Below are 16,014 nucleotides of genomic sequence, written 5' to 3' on the forward strand. Positions count from 1 at the left end.
ATGTACGAGACACTATCCAGCTTCGCCCAGACCGGTGGCCTGATCTACTTCGTAGCCATTTTTGGCGCCGTCCTGGCCTACGCGCTCTGGCCAAAGAACCAGAAGAAATTCGACAAGGCGGCAAGCCTTCCACTTTCAGACCGGGAGCCGGGCGATGAGTGAACACGACAAGGATATCGACCAGCCAACCGGCGTTGAGACCACGGGCCATGAATGGGATGGCATCAAGGAGCTGAACAATCCGCTGCCCCGCTGGTGGCTCTACATCTGGTACGCGACCATCGCCTTCTCGATTGGCTATATGGTTGTCATGCCAGCCATTCCGGCCCTGCCGGGCATGGGCACCAATACGCGCGGTCTTGCGGGCCAATCGGACCGGATGGCGGTGGCCGAACAGGTAGAAAGCCTCCGCACGCAGCGGAGTGCGTCGGGTGCGGCTCTCCTCACAGCGAGTCTTGAAGAAATCGAAACTGATCGCGAGTTGCAGCAATTCGCGATGGCGTCTGGCGAAAGCGCCTTTGGCGATAATTGTGCCACCTGTCACGGTGCGGGCGGACGCGGCGCCAAGGGCTATCCGACGCTTGCCGATGATGCCTGGCTCTGGTCCGGCACGCTCGAGGGCATCCAGTACACCCTGCAGCACGGCATCCGGCATGAAGAAGACCCTGAAACGCGGTTCTCGCTCATGCCCGCCTTTGGCCGCGACCGGCTTCTGGAGCGCCAGCAGATCGACGATGTGGTCAATCATGTCCTGTCGCTGTCTGGCCGGGAGGTCGACGAGGCAGCCAGCAGTCGGGGTGCGGACATATTTGCTGCGCAGTGTGCGTCCTGCCATGGCGAAGATGGCGCGGGCGACCGGACCTTCGGTGCGCCGAACCTGACGGACGATATCTGGGTGTTCGGTAGCGAGTACCGCGATGTCTATAACAGCGTCTACGATGCCCGGAACGCGCACATGCCTGCCTGGGGTGAGCGACTGGACGAGGCAACGATCAAGTCGCTGGCTGTCTATGTCCACTCGCTCGGCGGTGGGGAGTAGGTCTTCAAGCCATGAGCCGCGTCACCCTCATAACGCCAAAGTCCCCGCCACCGGCACCGCCGCCGCAGGATCTCTATGCCAAGCGCAAGCAGATCTATCCGAAGCTTGCCCACGGCAAGTTCCGGACGGTGAAATGGGCGGCCATGGTGGGGATGCTGGGCATCTATTACCTGGTGCCCTGGCTTCGCTGGGACCGCGGGACTGGCGTGCCAGACCAGGCGGTGCTGGCAGACTTCGGCGGGGAGCGGTTCTTCTTCTTCGGCATCGAGATCTGGCCACAGGAAGCCTATTACCTTGCTGGCCTGATGATCCTTGCCGCGCTCGGCCTGTTCCTTGTGACATCTCTCTTCGGCCGGGTCTGGTGTGGCTATGCCTGTCCGCAGACGGTTTGGACGGACCTCTATATCTGGGTCGAGCGCGCCTTCGAAGGTGACCGGGCAGCGCGTATGCGGCTTGATGCCAAGCCTATGAGCTTCAACAAGGCCTGGCGGAAGGTTGGCAAGCATGCGGTCTGGTTGCTCATCGCTTTCGTGACGGGCGGCGCTTTCATTCTCTACTTCCATGACGCGCAGATGATCGCGCAGACCTTCTTTATCGGCGAAGCGCCGCTCTCGGCCTACTGGTTCGCCGCCATCCTGACGTTCACGACCTATGTGCTTGCCGGCACGATGCGTGAGCAGGTCTGCACCTACCTCTGCCCATGGCCGCGCATTCAGGCCGCTCTGACCGACGAGCACGCCCTCAACGTCACTTATCGCTATGATCGTGGCGAACCGCGCGGGCCGCACCGCAAGGGTGAGAGCTGGGAAGGGCGCGGCGACTGCATCGACTGCAAGCAGTGCGTTCAGGTCTGTCCGGTGGGTATCGATATCCGCGACGGCGCACAGCTTGAGTGTATCCATTGCGCGCTCTGCATAGATGCCTGCGATGATATGATGAAAAAGGTCGATCGCCCCACCGGCCTTATCGCCTACGACACTGATATCGCCGTCGCGCGGCGTGCAGCAGGCATGCCGACGCAATACAGGCTGATCCGCGCGCGGACGGTGCTCTATGGAGCGCTGATGGTCGCGATCGCTGCGCTGATGGCATGGGGGCTGCTCAATCGCGGTACGTTCGAGGTCAACGTGCTGAAGGACCGCTCGCCGCCTTATGTGCGCCTGTCCGATGGCGATATTCGCAATGGTTACACGCTGAAACTGGTCAACAAGTCCGGAGAAGCGCGTGAGATGACCCTTGAGGCCAATGGCATTGATGGGCTGGAGCTCGATGTGATCGGTCTCGAGGCGACAGAGGCGGGCCGCATGTTGTTGCCCGTCGCCGCGCACGGTGTGGACCGCTACCGCATCTTCGTGACCGTACCGAAGGAAACCGCAGGCGGGCGCGACCATTTCACCCTTCTTCTTCAGGACACAGCGACAGGCGAGCTCCATGGAAACCGTACGAGTTTCATGGCGCCAGGAGACTAGGACATGACGACGGCTACCCTTAACGACACCCCACGCGAACGTCAGCTAAAGGGCTGGCACGTCCTCGTCATAATGCTCGCTTTCTTCGGCGTCATGTTCTCGGTGAATGGCTTCTTCCTGTACTCGGCGATCACGAGCTTTCCGGGTGAGGATGTCGAGAAATCGTATCTGCAGGGGCTCAGCTATAACGAGACGCTGGAAGCGCGCCGCGCACAGGCAGAGCTTGGCTGGACAGTACGCGCAGGCTTGTCTGGTGCAGACACCGTTGCGGTCGAAGTTGCTGGCGCCGATGGTGCGCCCGTCGGCGGGCTCAACGTGGAGGCCAAGCTTCGCCGGCTGGCGACTGGCGCGCAGGATGTCACGGTTGCACTGACGCCCGCAGGCTCTCCAGGTTTCTACAGCGCTGAGCTGCCTGGGCTTGATACCGGTCAGTGGGAAATGATCGTCACCGCCACCGATATCTTTGGTGAAGTAACACTCGAAGCACGCAAGGATGTGAGAGTGCCGTGACCACAGCGGGTAATGTCACCTCCGGTTGTCCTAGCGGACTCGCCCCTGCTGAACAGGCCAATGCTGGCGACATCAGCGCATTCGTGCGCCGGTCGGCTGAAGGCAATATGCTCCAGCTGACCGTGCGCGGGGCAAAGTGTGCTGGCTGCCTCTCCAAGATCGAGAAGAATGTCCAGGCCCTGCCAGGTGTGACGCAGGCGCGGCTGAACCTCTCTAACGGGCGGTTCGATGTGCGCTGGCGCGGAGAGCTTTCGGCAAACGACGTTGCTGGGACGGTTTCCGCGCTTGGTTATGGGGTTGCCCCCTTCGCCCCCGACGCCGCAGACAGCGCAGCCAAGAGCGAGGAGCGCAAGCTTCTCATCGCCATGGCCGTCGCAGCCTTCGCGGCAGCGAATGTCATGCTGCTCTCTGTTTCGATCTGGTCGGGTCATGGAGAAATGGGCGAGACGACCCGGCGGGTCATGCATGCGATCTCTGGCGCCATTGCGCTTCCGGCCGCGCTCTTTTCGGGCCGTATCTTCTTTCAGTCGGCCTGGTCAGTGCTTCGCCGGGGCCATGCCAATATGGATGTGCCGATCTCGCTCGCCGTTCTGCTCGCGCTCGGCGTGAGTGTCGCAGAGACGATCCGGGGCGGTGAGCATGCCTATTTTGACGCCGCCGTCATGCTACTCTTCTTCCTGTTGATCGGCCGCTTCCTCGATGCGCGCCTTCGCAGGCGGACACATGCCGCTGCGCACGACCTGGCTGCCCTGCAGGCGCGAACGGTGACCCGTCTTGAAGGCGATGAGGCCCGCTCAGTGCGCGCCGACGAGATCGTGGCCGGCGATGTTGTCCTCATCGCGCCGGGTGAGCGCCTCACGGTCGATATTGACGTACTCGAAGGTGTCAGTGAGGCTGATGAGAGCCTCGTCAGCGGTGAGAGCCTGCCGCGCGCCATTGCGCCCGGAACGCGTCTGTTCGCAGGCTCAGTCAACCTGACACAGCCCCTGCGTGGGCGAGCGATCTCAGCTGCGAGCGACTCTCTCCTCGCCGATATTGCGCGTATGCTGGAGGCGGGTGAGCAGCGTCGCTCGAAGTATCGCCGCATCGCAGACAAGGCGGTCTCTCTATATATTCCGCTCGTCCATACGACCGCTGCGCTCACCCTGATTGGCTGGCTTCTGGCTGGCGCAGGCGTGCGCGAGGCGATCATGATCGCTGTCTCTACGCTGATCATTACCTGTCCGTGTGCGCTCGCGCTCGCCGCGCCTGTCGTGCAGGTGGTGGCCTCAGGTCGCCTGTTCCGCAAGGGTGTCTTTCTTCGCTCCGGCGATGCGCTTGAACGGATCGCAGAGTGTGATCACGTCGTCTTCGACAAGACCGGCACGCTGACCCTCGGGGAGCCTGAGCTTGTCCGCAGTTCCCACGATCAGGATATAGTCCAGCGCGCCGCCCGCCTTGCGCGCGCGTCCCGCCATCCGCTGTCACGCGCGCTCGTCGCTGCGGCTGGCGCAGGAAGTGTCGCTGCCCATGTTAAGGAGCATCCAGGCCTTGGTCTCGAAGCTGAGATTGAGGGCGTGCGCTGCCGCCTAGGGTCTGCCGAATGGGTTGGCGAGGAAACCTCTTCCGCCACCACCAGCCTTCAGCTCTGGTATGTTGAGGGTGATGCGTCACCTTATCGCTTCCTGTTTGAGGATGCGCTGCGCCCCGGCGCGGGCGATGTCGTCGAAACGCTTCGTCGCCGCGGCATCAGTGTCGAGATCCTGTCGGGCGATCGCCCAGATGCTGTTGCCACGATTGCATCTGCGCTTTCGGTGACCGACTGGCGCGCGGGCGCAAGCCCGGCCGACAAGGTTGAGCGACTGGAAAAGCTGCGCGCGGCAGGCCGCAAGGTTCTGATGATCGGCGACGGCCTCAATGACGCTGCGTCGCTTTCGCTGGCGCATGCCTCGCTCGCGCCAGGCGGTGCCATGGATGTCAGCCAGTCTGCGAGTGACGGTGTCTATACAGGCGCAGGCCTCGGCGCGATCCTGACCATGATCGACGCGTCGAGCCTTGCCCGCCGGCGGATGGTGCAGAACTTCTCACTTGCTGCGGTCTATAACTTCATCGCGGTGCCGATTGCTGTGGCCGGATTTGCCACGCCTCTCGTTGCTGCGGTTGCAATGTCCGGCTCATCCATCATTGTGACGCTGAATGCGCTTCGCCCCGGCTGGAAGAGGTCCTGATATGGAAATGCTCGTCTTCCTTATTCCCGTTGCCTTGATGCTGGGACTGGTTGGCCTGGTCGGCTTCATCTGGGCGGTGCGCGAAGGCCAGTTCGATGACCCGGACGGCGCCGCGGCCCGCATTCTGATCGATGAGGATCGCCCGGCCGATTAGCCCTGTAGGTAGGTCTACCTAAAGACCCTCAGCCTTGCCGCAGCTAGTGTTCTGCCAAGACCGAAGCAAGGGATTGGCAAGCATGAGAGACGACTGGCTCGAGTTCGCTGGCGCGCAGGTGCCTCGCTATACAAGCTATCCGACTGCTGTTGATTTCGACGAATCCGTGACCGCTGAAACCGTGAAGTCATGGCTGTCTGCAATCGAGGAAGGCGACGGCCTCTCCGTCTATGTCCATATCCCGTTCTGCCGGAAGCTGTGCTGGTATTGCGGCTGTGCGACCTCTGTCCCGAACGGCTATGACCGGATCGCTTCCTATTTCGATGTTCTCCTGAAAGAGGTCGATCTCTGGTCGGAACAGATCGGTGAAGGCGAGGTCCATCATCTTCATTTTGGCGGCGGCACGCCAAACGCGTTGTCCCCAGACGATTTCCGGCGCCTCACACGGCATATCCGCTCACGGTTCCGGGTCGCGGAGGATGCCGAGTTCTCGGTCGAGCTAGACCCCCGCGTCCTGAGTGACGGGATGATTGAGGCGATGGCCAGTAGCGGTGTGACGCGCGCCAGCCTCGGCATTCAGACGCTGAGCCTGCCAGTCCAGAAAACGATCAACCGGATCCAGCCACGCTCAATGATCACCCGGCATATCGCATCGCTTCGCCGAGTCGGCATTCGGGCGCTGAATGCTGACCTCATGTACGGCTTGCCGCTTCAAACAGAAGCCGATGTGGCGGAGGCCGCTGAATACTGCGCTGAAACCGGTATCAACCGCATTTCGGTCTTCGGCTATGCGCACGTACCATGGTTTGCCAAGCACCAGCGCGCCATTGCCGAGACTGACCTGCCGGGTCTGGCAGAACGTATGCGGCAGGCCGAGATCGCCGAACGCATCTTCGAAAAGGCAGGCTATGCGCGCATCGGCTTTGACCACTACGCGCTGCCCACCGACAGCCTTGCCATCGCAGCGGCCGAAGGGCGGCTGCGGCGTAATTTTCAGGGCTATACGGACGATCAGAGCCGCTACCTCATCGGTATCGGGCAGACCGCCATTTCGGCTTTCCCGCAAGGCTATGCCCAGGGCCAGAAGGGCTTGCTGGAATGGCGTGATAGCGTTCTGGAGGGCGAACTGCCCATCGCGCGTGGAATTGCAAAGACTGGCAAGGACGAGATGCGTGCCTATGCAATCGAGCGGCTGCTCTGCGATATGGAAATCGACCTTGGCGATGTGCTGCACCGCTTTGGATATGACCGCCATGAGTTTGACGCCGCGCTGGCGCGTCTGCGCCAGCTCGAAGCGCACGACCTCTGCGTGATCGACGGTCTGAAAGTTCGCGTGCCTGCGAGCGCGCGCCTTCTTATTCGCAATGTGGCGGCCGCCCTCGACCCGCGTCTCGTCCAGGCTGCGAAGCGCCACGCCATTGCGGGTTAGGCGCTCAGCGGCTTTTCAATTTTCAGAAATTCAGGGGCAGCCGATTGCCCGGGCAAGGCTGTTGCGATGGATTTCGCTCGTGCCGGAATAGATCGTCGCGGCGCGGGTAAAGAAGTATTTCGCAAGCGCCTTTTCATCGTGCGGCGCAGCTTCCAGCGCCACTTCAGTGATTTCCTGATGCAGCTCGCTGGCGCGCAGTTTCATCATGGCTGAGCGAGCCGCGTCGTTGAGTTGGACGTGCTCCTTTGAGAGCCTCGCCTCCAGCGCCTCGAACCCGGTGATGTCTGCCTCGAGAAGGTGCAGACGCCGCTTGAGGTCGGGATCGTTCGCCACCGCAGCCACAAACCGTGCTGCAGCGCGCCAGGCCTGTCTCAATGTTCCTGTGGTCGTGTTATTCGACCGGGCGATCTTCATCAGGACCCGCGCGATGCGCCAGCCATCACCTGCCTTGCCGAGCGCGCTGCGTGCTGGCGCCTTCACATTATCAAAGTGGACTTCGCAGATCTCTTCGGAGCCGTCGATACAGCGGATCGGGCGAACCTCGATGCCGGGGAGCGACATGTCGAGCAGGAGGAAGACGAGCCCGTCGCGGCCGCTTGAGCCTGGCTCGCTACGGGCCAGCATGTACATGTGCGTCGCTATCTGGGCGAAGCTCGTCCAGAGCTTGGTACCATTCAGCAGGAAGTGGTCACCTATAAACTCTGCTTTCATCGAGAGGGCAGGGAGATCTGACCCCGCACCGGCCTCAGAGAAGCCCTGGCACCATTCATGCTCCCCGGTCAGGATGCGCGGCAGGTAGTGGGTTTTCTGGGCAGGGGTGCCTTCCTGCATAAGCAGAGGGCCGATGGTGCGAATGCCGGACGACATGATGAGGGGCGCGTCATTGGCGGCGCAGGCCTGCTCAAAGTAGAGCCGCTCCGCCGTCGACCAGCCTGCGCCGCCATGCATCCTTGGCCAGCTTGGCGCGAGCCATCCCTTGTCGAACAGCTTCTGGCGCCATTCCTTGCAGGCCCATGACGGGGACTTCAGACCGGTCGTCGCGCGCCCGGCCTCTCGGAGCTCTGGCGTCAGTTCACGTTCAAGGAAGCGATTGACTTCGCGCTTGAATTCTTCTGATGGGGTTGGTGCGTCGACGGCGTCCAGCACCCCGAAATCGTGAGAAAATGATCCATCCATGGGCCCGCGCCCTCATGCTGCCTCACACAGCAGCAAACGCGCCTAACAGCCGACAGCCAATGAGGAACACTACCTAGCGCGGGGTCAGCCGCATTTGCGGTTGTATTCGCCAGAAGCCGACTTCTAAAGAAAAAGCCCCCTCCCGGTTAGGAGAGAGGGCTTGAATCAAAGGCGAGGTCAGAAACCTCAGAAAGTGAAGGCGACGCTGGCATTTACGCTCTGCTGCTCGGTTCTATCGCCAAACTGTCCTTGATAGCCGAGACCCAACTTCGTCCTGGATGAGATCTCAAGATCGAGGCCAGCTTCGACGACACCCGCGTCTCGCGCAGCGGTCGCGCCTTCGACCTTGAACGCAGCGCTATTCGCGAATCTGTTGGTCGAGACGGTATCCAGTGCGTCAAACGCGTGCTGCCATCCGACGGAGGCGTGGAATCGGCCCGTCATATTCGAGAGTTTGAAGGTAGATGAGGATAGCCGGGCGCCCAACGTCGAGAGTGTTGTGTCTACGGTGTCGCCCTCCACGGTAAGCGCACTTGGCCCGCCCGCTTCGGTGAAGCCGTCTGTTTCGACATTGACATAGGCGATGCTCGCGAAAGGTTCGATTTCTGCTCCACCCGTGGCAAAGCTGTAGCCGATTTCGGCGAAGGTCTGGGCTGTGCGAGCATCAGTGCTGCCCTTCGTGCGGTCGGTCAGGTTTGCACTGGCTATGTTCCGCGTCGTCTCGCCGTCATGCCATGAATAGGTCGCGCCACTGCGAAGCGACAAGGCGCCCCAGCTCTTGCTGCCATACAGGCCGAGGTGAGTGGTTTTGTTCTCCCCGGATGACGACCGCAAGTCCACATCATGGCCTGATTGACTGAAGCCGCCCATGACGCCCGCGCGCCAGCCGCTGGAGAAAGCTCGGTCCGCCCCCAGCAAAACCCCTGCGGCATCCGTGTCGACGGAGGCGATGATGTCGGTGCCTTCTATGTTGCCCCAGCCGCCGAAAACCGTTGTCCAGACAGTGTCGCTCTGACTGCCGCTGACCTGCTCGACGGGCTGACGCAAGCGAAGGTTTACAGCGTCGCGCGTGAGACGGCTTTGCGTGATGTAGGCAGCTTTTCGTGAGGCGTAGATCTCACCGGATAGAAGATCATATGAGGCGCGCGCAACTGAAGCATCCTGCACGATGACTGCGCCGAAGAGGGCATCGCTGGTCGCGAGACCAGCAAGGCTGGTTGCGACGGAGAGCTGGTTCGCGGTCTGGGCGACATCTGTCAGCGCCACACCGTTTCGGGTGAGCGTGAGAGCGACGGAGTTGGCGTCATACTCCAACGCGGCATCAAGGAAGGCGAAGTCTGTGGCTACGCTGTCAAAAGTTCCTGTAACGCCGCCATCGGCCGTCAAGATCGTGTAAGTGCTCGTCGGGGCGTAGATGCCGTCGAGGCCGATGTGCTGGACCGACGCACCGCTATAGATATTGGCAGTTCCAGACACAGCAATCAGGTCGCTTGCAGAGCCCGCCGGGTCCACTTCGACTTCATAGACAGATCCAGCGCCAAAGCTTGCATCGCCCGCGACGGTCAGCGTTCCAATGGAGTTGCCAGGCGCGATGGTGCCGCTGACATTCAAGCTGCCAAGCGACCCGCTTCCACCCAGCGCGCCACTTTCTCCGATGGTGATGTCGCCGCCGAGTCCTGGCTCGGTTGCCGTGCCACCATTGATAATGAGTGTACCCTCAGAGATGAGCGTATCGCCAGTGAAGGGATGCAAGCCGTTGAGGGTCACTGCGCCGCCGCCTGTCTTCTCAAGCGAGCCTTTGCCCGATAGCGTGCCGTTGAATACATCATTCCCGTCCTGATCGAAGATGAGCGTGCTCGCATTCAGGATATCGCCGAAAAGGGAGCCGGTATCGCCAATGAGTGTCCCTGCGAGGATTTGGGTGCCGCCCGTATGCGAACTGGTTCCGCTCATGCGCAGGCGAGCACTGCCCTCTTTTATCAAGAGGCCTGTGCCTGACAGGTCGCCACCATATTCATTATCCACGTCCTGGTCGAAAACCAGTACGCCCTCATTCGCGACTGGACCGACCAGTCTGCTGGAGTCGATAATCAGTGTGCCAGCGCGGATTTCTGTTAAGCCAGTGTATGTGTTGAAGCCGCTGAGCCGCAGGCGCCCATCGCCGATCTTGATGAGGCCACCTTCGCCCTCGACGCTCTTGGTGAACCCGAGTTCAGTTCCGTTGGCGACATCGACGATGCCGTCTGCGGTGAGGATAACCTCCCGATCGGTGTCAAAGGGCGCGGTGGTAAAGAGCCCGCCGCCAGCAAAAATCAGCGCGCTGGAAACGTCGCCAAGATGACTGTCCTCGGACACCAGCAGGGTACCTGCTTCGATAATCGTTCCGCCTGTATGGGTGTTTTTGCCTACAAGGCTGAGGACGCCATCGCCGCGTTTGATGAAGGCGCCGCTGCCCGACACGCTATATCCATATCGACCACTGGCACTCTGGTCGAAGACGAGTATTCCAGAATTGGCGATGTCGCCCTGGATAGAATCTTTATCACCGATCAACGTGCCTTCGACAATTTCATGGCTGAAGGAGGAATTCGCGCCGGTCAGGCGCAGCGTGCCACCGCCGAGTTTCCGGAACTGTCCTGACCCGGTCACCTTGCCTGAAAGGTGAAGCTCGGTGTCGGCAGCGACTTCAACGCTGCCGCTCGTCGAGATCAACACAGGGCGCGCGCTTTCGAAGCTTTCCGTTGTAGCCAATGTGCCCCCGTAAAGCCGCACGTCAGCGGTGCTACCCCCAAGATTGGCATCAGACGAGACTGAAACGGAGCCGCCCTCGATGCGGGTTGTACCGGTATAGGTATTCTGGCCCGAGAGGACGAGGGTGCCCGCCTCTCTCTTTATCAGGCTCGCGGGTCCGGTGAGACTCGACGAGATGGTTGCGGTCATATCTGGATCGCCCGATCCGTCACCAACCCTGAATATGTTCTGGCCGTTCGAACCAGCAAGCCGTACAGCGCCGCCCTGAACCAGGATGCCATCACTGGCGAACTGCATGCCCGATGTAGAGATGTCGCCGTTCGAATTATCGACAGTTATCGTGATGTCTCGGCCCTGGATGACAGCAAAACCGCCTTGCCATTCATCATTCGTATTTCCGTCTGGTCGGGTCCAGTTGGTCTGCCCAAGGCTCCAGGTACCAGATCCTGTATCGATTGCGCCATTCGCCTCAGTCTGCGTTCCGTCCCAGAACTGAACCGTGAGGACATCGGGGTCTGGACCCGGAGCGGCCGTGTCGACAACAAGATTGACGCGGTTTGCCAGCGCGGTTTGCACGATGACACTGTTTGTGCCGCTTGGCACAGATCCGACCTCCAGACCATTGTCGGTGAGTGACCCGCTATAATCCATCAGGCGATACACGCCGGGGCCGAATTGGCCTGCGTCGGAGACGTTTACCGTGCCATCAAGCGTCAGATCCCCAGATACATCGAACAGGGCAGAGTCTGAAGGTGGGCCCAAGGCAACATCGACATTCGAGCCCTCCGACAGTGTGAGGCTCCCGATTGAAAGGGTTTGGCCAGTATTGCCTTGCAGCACGCCGCCATCTGCGATGGTCACCAGTCCGCCCACGCTGCCGGCACCCGAAAGACTGGCGCCTGTGCGGACATCGGCATCACCTTCTATGGAGCCGTCAACGATCAGCGTGCCGTTCTCGACGGTCGTGCCGCCTGAATAGCTATGGTCTGCGGTCAGGCGGAGAGTGCCGGTGCCTGTTTGCGAGACACGTCCGCTTCCGGTGATTTGCCCATCAAAAGTTAGCGCATCGCTTCGGTTGAATATCAGCGAACCGTCATTGGTGACAAGACCTGTGATGGAGCCGCTGGTGCCGCCATCGCCAATCTGGAGGGTGCCGCCCGTAATCAATGTACCTCGAGTATAGGTGTTCTCGCCCGTTAATATCGTGGTGCCGTCATGTTGGAAAACTGCTCCAAACCCGCTGATGTCCGCGGCGAGGACATAATCGTCTTCAGTATGGTTGAATGTGATGAGACTGAAGTCTCCACTCATGACCAGAGCGGCGGCCTCTATAGTACCGGCGCCGGTTGGGTCGCCTGCACCTGATCCGATATTAAGTATACCGCGCGCAGACCCGGAATCTTCATTACCTACCCTGATCGTTCCAGCGCCATCGCCAGCGGAAATTGTTGCTCCGTCGCTGACTGTCAGGCTGCTGTCTCCTGCGCTTAACAGGCCGCCAATCGTAAAACGGTTCGCAACGGAGAGAACAGAGTTTGCGCCAGAGACTGTTGCTTCCCCCGTTGCATCAAAGCCCCCAATAGTGAGATTGGTCGTCTCAACGACACCGCCATCGGTAATGTCGAGAGTCCCGCCCGCTTCCGCTCCTCCGATATTGAGGGAAGACGTGGTGATCGAAGACCCTGCACCACTGACGATAATCCTTCCCGATTCGACCACGTCGAAGCCACCGGCGGTGATCGCGTTAGCAGTGACGGTGCCGCCTTCAATAACTGTGAGCCGTCCACTACTGAGGCGCACCGAATTCGTATAATAGGAAGCGCCGCTACCGGTCACTGTCACGCCGCCGCCGCGGCTAATATCTCCAGGAAACTCGGATACGCCGATCCGGTCGAAGCCGGATGGACTGGACAGCGTGCCATTTTTAATGATGACTTCGCCGCCGTTGATGGACATTCTCGATGCAGTCGTCAGTGTTGTATTGTCGATGATGACGTCACCCCCCGTGACGATAAAATCATCGCTGAGTGTGCTGGTGCCTGTCAGGGTGAGCGTGCCATCGTCCTCTTTTTCCAGCGTGCTGATATTCGACAGCCCATTGACCGTTGTGTCGCCATCTCCCCGAATGGTGAGCTGCTGGTCAGCCCCATTTCCCGTCACTCCGCCAGACAGGGTCAAGGATCCGTTGAAGGACAGGATATCCGCCGAGCCACCAAGATTGACCACACCGGTAAAAGAGTTGTCGCCGGTATCGCTTTGGATAAGCGCCAACGCCGTGTTGTCACCGATGGAGTTGAGCGCTTGCTTGTCGATTGTGACGCCACCTCGAAGCAATAGCCTCCCGTCAGATAAAACATCGACGCTGCCCGATGCGGCGCCAAGCGAACTGTCGCTCTGAGCGACGATGGTGCCGCCGGAGATAGAAGTATTGCCAGTATAGGTGTTGTTACCAGAAAGCCGCAGGATGCCTGTGCCCGACTTCGAAATGGATCCCGACCCAGAGATTTCGTTTGAGAGCGTGTAGGTTTCCTCAGTTGATATATCGAGCGCTCCATCGGTCCGGATACCGCCCGTAATCACGCCGGTCCGGTCGAGGGACAGCGAATTTGTGCCGCCCGTAAAGTGGAATGCGTTTGCCGTTTCCGTGCCTGCGCCGTTGGAACCGCCTGCCACCGTGCCGGCAAGCGTGACATCCAGATTTGCGCCCTCAATTCCGGTGCCGCCAGCACCGCCACCACCTGCGCCGTCGCCATCAGCACCGCCATCGCCGCCGCTGACTATAGAGCCCGCAGCGATCGTCACGGTTTTTGCGGATGGATCGGTAAAAACGATGCCCTTGCCGCCATCTCCGCCAAGGCCAGCGGGCTGTCCGCTCCCGCCAACGCCGCCATTCCCGCCGGTTACATTTGCTGACAGTGTGCCTAGGGAGCCTGAGCCGGTGACAACATAGCCATAGCCGCCAGCGCCGCCGCCTCCACCCCCGGAGCTGGCTCCGCCGTTTTCTCCATCGCCGCCGTTGGTGCCAGTAGCGGATGCTATGGGCAGGCCAGCCCCCACACCACCATGTGCACCGCCATCGCCGCCCGCCGCTGGGCTAGCGCCTGCGCCAGCACCGCCATTTCCGCCAACCTCTCCGGCACCGCCGCCGCCGCCGCCCGATGTGCCAGACCCCGCCGTTCCGTTGTTGCCGCTTCCCGTAGCGGCGCTCTGACCACCTGCTCCGGCGTTGGCGCCGCCTCCGTTGCCGCCTTTTTCCGCGTGCGCCAACGTCATCGGAAACCCTGCGATGACCGCCGCCAAAGCGGTAGAAACCATCAGGCGATCCCTGCGAATTTTGTTTGAGATAGAAAGCACTGCCAGTCCCCAATCCAGTGAATTGACGCAGACTGCGATGGCAGTGCGCCACACGACGTTTCAGAACTATTCTATGTTTGCACCAGAAGAGAGTGCAAGTTTTATCTTGGGTAGAGAGAATTGGTGGGAGCGACCCCGGCCTGCGCTTTCCGAGGCCAGGGTCGCTCCCTGATGCTTACTCGCCGCTGACGATGTCCATCTCCTCGATGAGGCGGTCAGCGCCGTCGACCTTGTCCATGACCCAGAGCATGTAGCGGGAGTCGACATGGATGGTGCGCGGGTCGAAGTCCCAGTCGGAATTCACACTCTCGAACGTGCCGTCGAAGAGAAGGCCGACCAGTTCGCCTTTGCTGTTCATGGTTGGCGAGCCTGAATTGCCGCCGGTCGAGTCGAGATCAGACAGGAAGTTGACCGAGAGCGGAGTGCGCTCCCGGCCAACGGCTGACTTGGTAATTAGTGGTCGCCCTGGATGACGAGGGTCACATTGCCCCGGCCGGACTGGCGCACATTTGCGTGCTGACCTTCGCCGACCTGGATCACACCGAGGCCATTATATGCGCCGGTTTGCGTCGTAACTGCGGTGTGGCCGTTTCCGATCTGAGCGACACCAGTCGTGCTGGCATAGGCGTTTTGATAGGTGTCGGCGTAGTTGTAGGCGCCGTTCTGGCCAACGACGGTGGAGTTGCGGCGGCCATGCTGTGCGAGGACCGCATCATTGCTTCTGCCATACTGGCCAACGGTTGCGCCATTACGTGCGCCGTTCTGATAGGTGCTGATGAACTGGCCATAGCCGTTCTGGCGGACGGACAGCGACTGCTGGTAGCCGGTCTGACGGCCTGCAATCTCATTTGAATAGCCGGACTGCTTGATGCGGACATTGTTGCGCGACTGGGCGTCAGCGGTCGAAACAGTGGCGGCGATGGAGACAACGCTGAGCGATGCGGCGAGAAGAATACGAAGGTTCATGTTCAGGTCCTTTCAGGGTCTAGTGCACGCGATGACCGCGTCACAGGATCCTGTTTAGGAAGCCCCCACTTAACCAAAACGGAGTGTGTCGTTCACTTTCCGCTCACCGATTTGAATGCCAGCTTGGCGCTTTGATCTGGGCGAGGTTTCGGGCGATAGAAAAGCAAAAAAGCAGGAAAGGCGTCCGGGCCTTTCCTGCTTTGTCTGGTGGTTTGAGAGACGGTGCCTGTTCAGAAGCCACCCTGGATGACGAGCTTCACTTCTCCGTTTCGTGTCTGGGTGACATTCGTCGTCTGACCATTGCCCACCTGAATGACGCCGAGCGCGCTGTAGGAGCCAGTCTGGGTCGTCACCGCCGTATTGTTTGAGCCCATCTGGGCGACGCCGGTAATATTGTTGCTCCCGGACTGGTAGGTGCTGTTGCGATTGTAGGCGCCGAGCTGACCGATGAATGAACGATTGCGCCAGCCGTCCTGCGTCAGGGCCGCTTCGTTTCGAGCGCCATACTGGCGGATTGCGGCAACGGTCCCGGCACCTCGCTGGGCCGCCTGAATGTATTGCCCATATCCGTCCTGCTTAACAGAGAGCGAGACCTGATAACCGCTCTGACGACCTGCGATCTGATTGTTGGTACCGCTCTGTTCGATGCGGATCTGGCTGCGTGGCTGTGCATCAGCGAGTGGGGCGGCGGCAGCAACAGAGGCGAGGCTGGCGGACGCGGCGAGGAGAAGACGGAGTTTCATTTTCAGTTTTCCTTTCAGGGTCGAAGGCGCTCGAGGGACGCCCCATAAACCCTGTCTAGGATCGCAGCACTTAACCAAGCCGGACCCCGTCGTTCAGCCTGTGGTCACGTCACACGCCTCGGCCGAACACCCCCAGTGGCGCTTCTGACCCGGCGAAAACGCTTGTGCGAAATATCAGAACATGTTCTAAATTTCTCAAAATATGACGGGAGCGAA

The 16,014-nt window shown here is 60.5% G+C and carries 11 protein-coding genes and 1 pseudogene; 7 read left to right on the top strand and 5 right to left on the bottom strand.

The features are described 5' to 3' along the window. The 7 genes from D1224_RS10290 to hemN all read left to right on the top strand — a co-directional run bounded on the left by D1224_RS10290 (position 1) and on the right by hemN (position 6,808). Positions 1 to 162 (top strand): cbb3-type cytochrome c oxidase subunit 3, encoded by a 162-nt coding sequence (locus tag D1224_RS10290; RefSeq protein ID WP_119379780.1) that lies wholly within the window; start codon positions 1 to 3, stop codon positions 160 to 162. Further along, positions 155 to 1,039, top strand: coding sequence for a cytochrome-c oxidase, cbb3-type subunit III (gene ccoP / locus D1224_RS10295; protein ID WP_119379781.1), 885 nt, complete (start codon positions 155 to 157; stop codon positions 1,037 to 1,039). The genes D1224_RS10290 and ccoP overlap by 8 nt, the downstream gene beginning before the upstream one ends. Before the next feature lie 11 nt (positions 1,040 to 1,050). Beyond that, the gene (ccoG, locus tag D1224_RS10300; RefSeq protein WP_119379782.1) at positions 1,051 to 2,508 is read left to right on the top strand and encodes a cytochrome c oxidase accessory protein CcoG; all 1,458 of its coding nucleotides are present in this window, start codon (positions 1,051 to 1,053) and stop codon (positions 2,506 to 2,508) included. Positions 2,509 to 2,511: 3 nt separating this feature from the next. Further along, complete coding sequence (locus tag D1224_RS10305; protein ID WP_119379783.1) at positions 2,512 to 3,018, top strand: FixH family protein; 507 nt, start codon at positions 2,512 to 2,514, stop codon at positions 3,016 to 3,018. After that, positions 3,015 to 5,225 carry a heavy metal translocating P-type ATPase gene (locus D1224_RS10310; RefSeq protein ID WP_233350481.1) on the top strand — a complete coding sequence of 737 codons (2,211 nt, stop codon included), beginning with the start codon at positions 3,015 to 3,017 and terminating at the stop codon, positions 5,223 to 5,225. Before D1224_RS10305 ends, D1224_RS10310 begins: the two co-directional genes overlap by 4 nt. A 1-nt stretch (position 5,226) precedes the next feature. After that, on the top strand, positions 5,227 to 5,379 hold the full coding sequence (gene ccoS / locus D1224_RS10315; protein WP_119379784.1) for a cbb3-type cytochrome oxidase assembly protein CcoS: 153 nt from the start codon (positions 5,227 to 5,229) through the stop codon (positions 5,377 to 5,379). A gap of 82 nt (positions 5,380 to 5,461) precedes the next feature. Continuing rightward, positions 5,462 to 6,808 carry an oxygen-independent coproporphyrinogen III oxidase gene (gene hemN / locus D1224_RS10320; protein ID WP_119379785.1) on the top strand — a complete coding sequence of 449 codons (1,347 nt, stop codon included), beginning with the start codon at positions 5,462 to 5,464 and terminating at the stop codon, positions 6,806 to 6,808. A gap of 30 nt (positions 6,809 to 6,838) precedes the next feature. Here the strand turns inward: hemN and D1224_RS10325 are convergent, their stop codons facing one another. The 5 genes and pseudogenes from D1224_RS10325 to D1224_RS10345 form a co-directional block, all read right to left on the bottom strand. Further along, a complete protein-coding gene (locus D1224_RS10325; protein WP_119379786.1) occupies positions 6,839 to 7,984 on the bottom strand; it encodes an acyl-CoA dehydrogenase family protein in 1,146 nt (381 codons plus the stop codon). 186 nt (positions 7,985 to 8,170) lie between these two features. Beyond that, the gene (locus D1224_RS10330) at positions 8,171 to 14,050 is read right to left on the bottom strand and encodes an autotransporter domain-containing protein (protein ID WP_147372366.1); all 5,880 of its coding nucleotides are present in this window, start codon (positions 14,048 to 14,050) and stop codon (positions 8,171 to 8,173) included. 214 nt (positions 14,051 to 14,264) lie between these two features. Next, a pseudogene (locus D1224_RS10335) lies at positions 14,265 to 14,501 on the bottom strand (S46 family peptidase); the annotation flags it as partial. Positions 14,502 to 14,542: 41 nt separating this feature from the next. Then, the gene (locus tag D1224_RS10340) at positions 14,543 to 15,055 is read right to left on the bottom strand and encodes a curlin-associated protein (RefSeq protein WP_119379788.1); all 513 of its coding nucleotides are present in this window, start codon (positions 15,053 to 15,055) and stop codon (positions 14,543 to 14,545) included. A 230-nt stretch (positions 15,056 to 15,285) separates the two neighbouring features. Beyond that, positions 15,286 to 15,798, bottom strand: a complete 513-nt coding sequence (locus D1224_RS10345; RefSeq protein WP_119379789.1) for a curlin-associated protein — start codon at positions 15,796 to 15,798, stop codon at positions 15,286 to 15,288. Positions 15,799 to 16,014: the final 216 nt, after the last annotated feature.

The sequence above is a fragment of the Henriciella barbarensis genome, from assembly GCF_003576345.1.
GTDB classification, from domain to species: domain Bacteria; phylum Pseudomonadota; class Alphaproteobacteria; order Caulobacterales; family Hyphomonadaceae; genus Henriciella; species Henriciella barbarensis.

Bases quoted from the DNA above. Each gene is read 5' to 3' on its own strand.
- D1224_RS10290 (WP_119379780.1), top strand. From the start codon at position 1: ATGTACGAGACACTATCCAGCTTCGCCCAGACCGGTGGCCTGATCTAC.
- ccoP (WP_119379781.1), top strand. From the start codon at position 155: ATGAGTGAACACGACAAGGATATCGACCAGCCAACCGGCGTTGAGACC.
- ccoG (WP_119379782.1), top strand. From the start codon at position 1,051: ATGAGCCGCGTCACCCTCATAACGCCAAAGTCCCCGCCACCGGCACCG.
- D1224_RS10305 (WP_119379783.1), top strand. From the start codon at position 2,512: ATGACGACGGCTACCCTTAACGACACCCCACGCGAACGTCAGCTAAAG.
- ccoS (WP_119379784.1), top strand. From the start codon at position 5,227: ATGGAAATGCTCGTCTTCCTTATTCCCGTTGCCTTGATGCTGGGACTG.
- hemN (WP_119379785.1), top strand. From the start codon at position 5,462: ATGAGAGACGACTGGCTCGAGTTCGCTGGCGCGCAGGTGCCTCGCTAT.
- D1224_RS10325 (WP_119379786.1), bottom strand. From the start codon at position 7,984: ATGGATGGATCATTTTCTCACGATTTCGGGGTGCTGGACGCCGTCGAC.
- D1224_RS10330 (WP_147372366.1), bottom strand. From the start codon at position 14,050: ATGGTTTCTACCGCTTTGGCGGCGGTCATCGCAGGGTTTCCGATGACG.
- D1224_RS10340 (WP_119379788.1), bottom strand. From the start codon at position 15,055: ATGAACCTTCGTATTCTTCTCGCCGCATCGCTCAGCGTTGTCTCCATC.
- D1224_RS10345 (WP_119379789.1), bottom strand. From the start codon at position 15,798: ATGAAACTCCGTCTTCTCCTCGCCGCGTCCGCCAGCCTCGCCTCTGTT.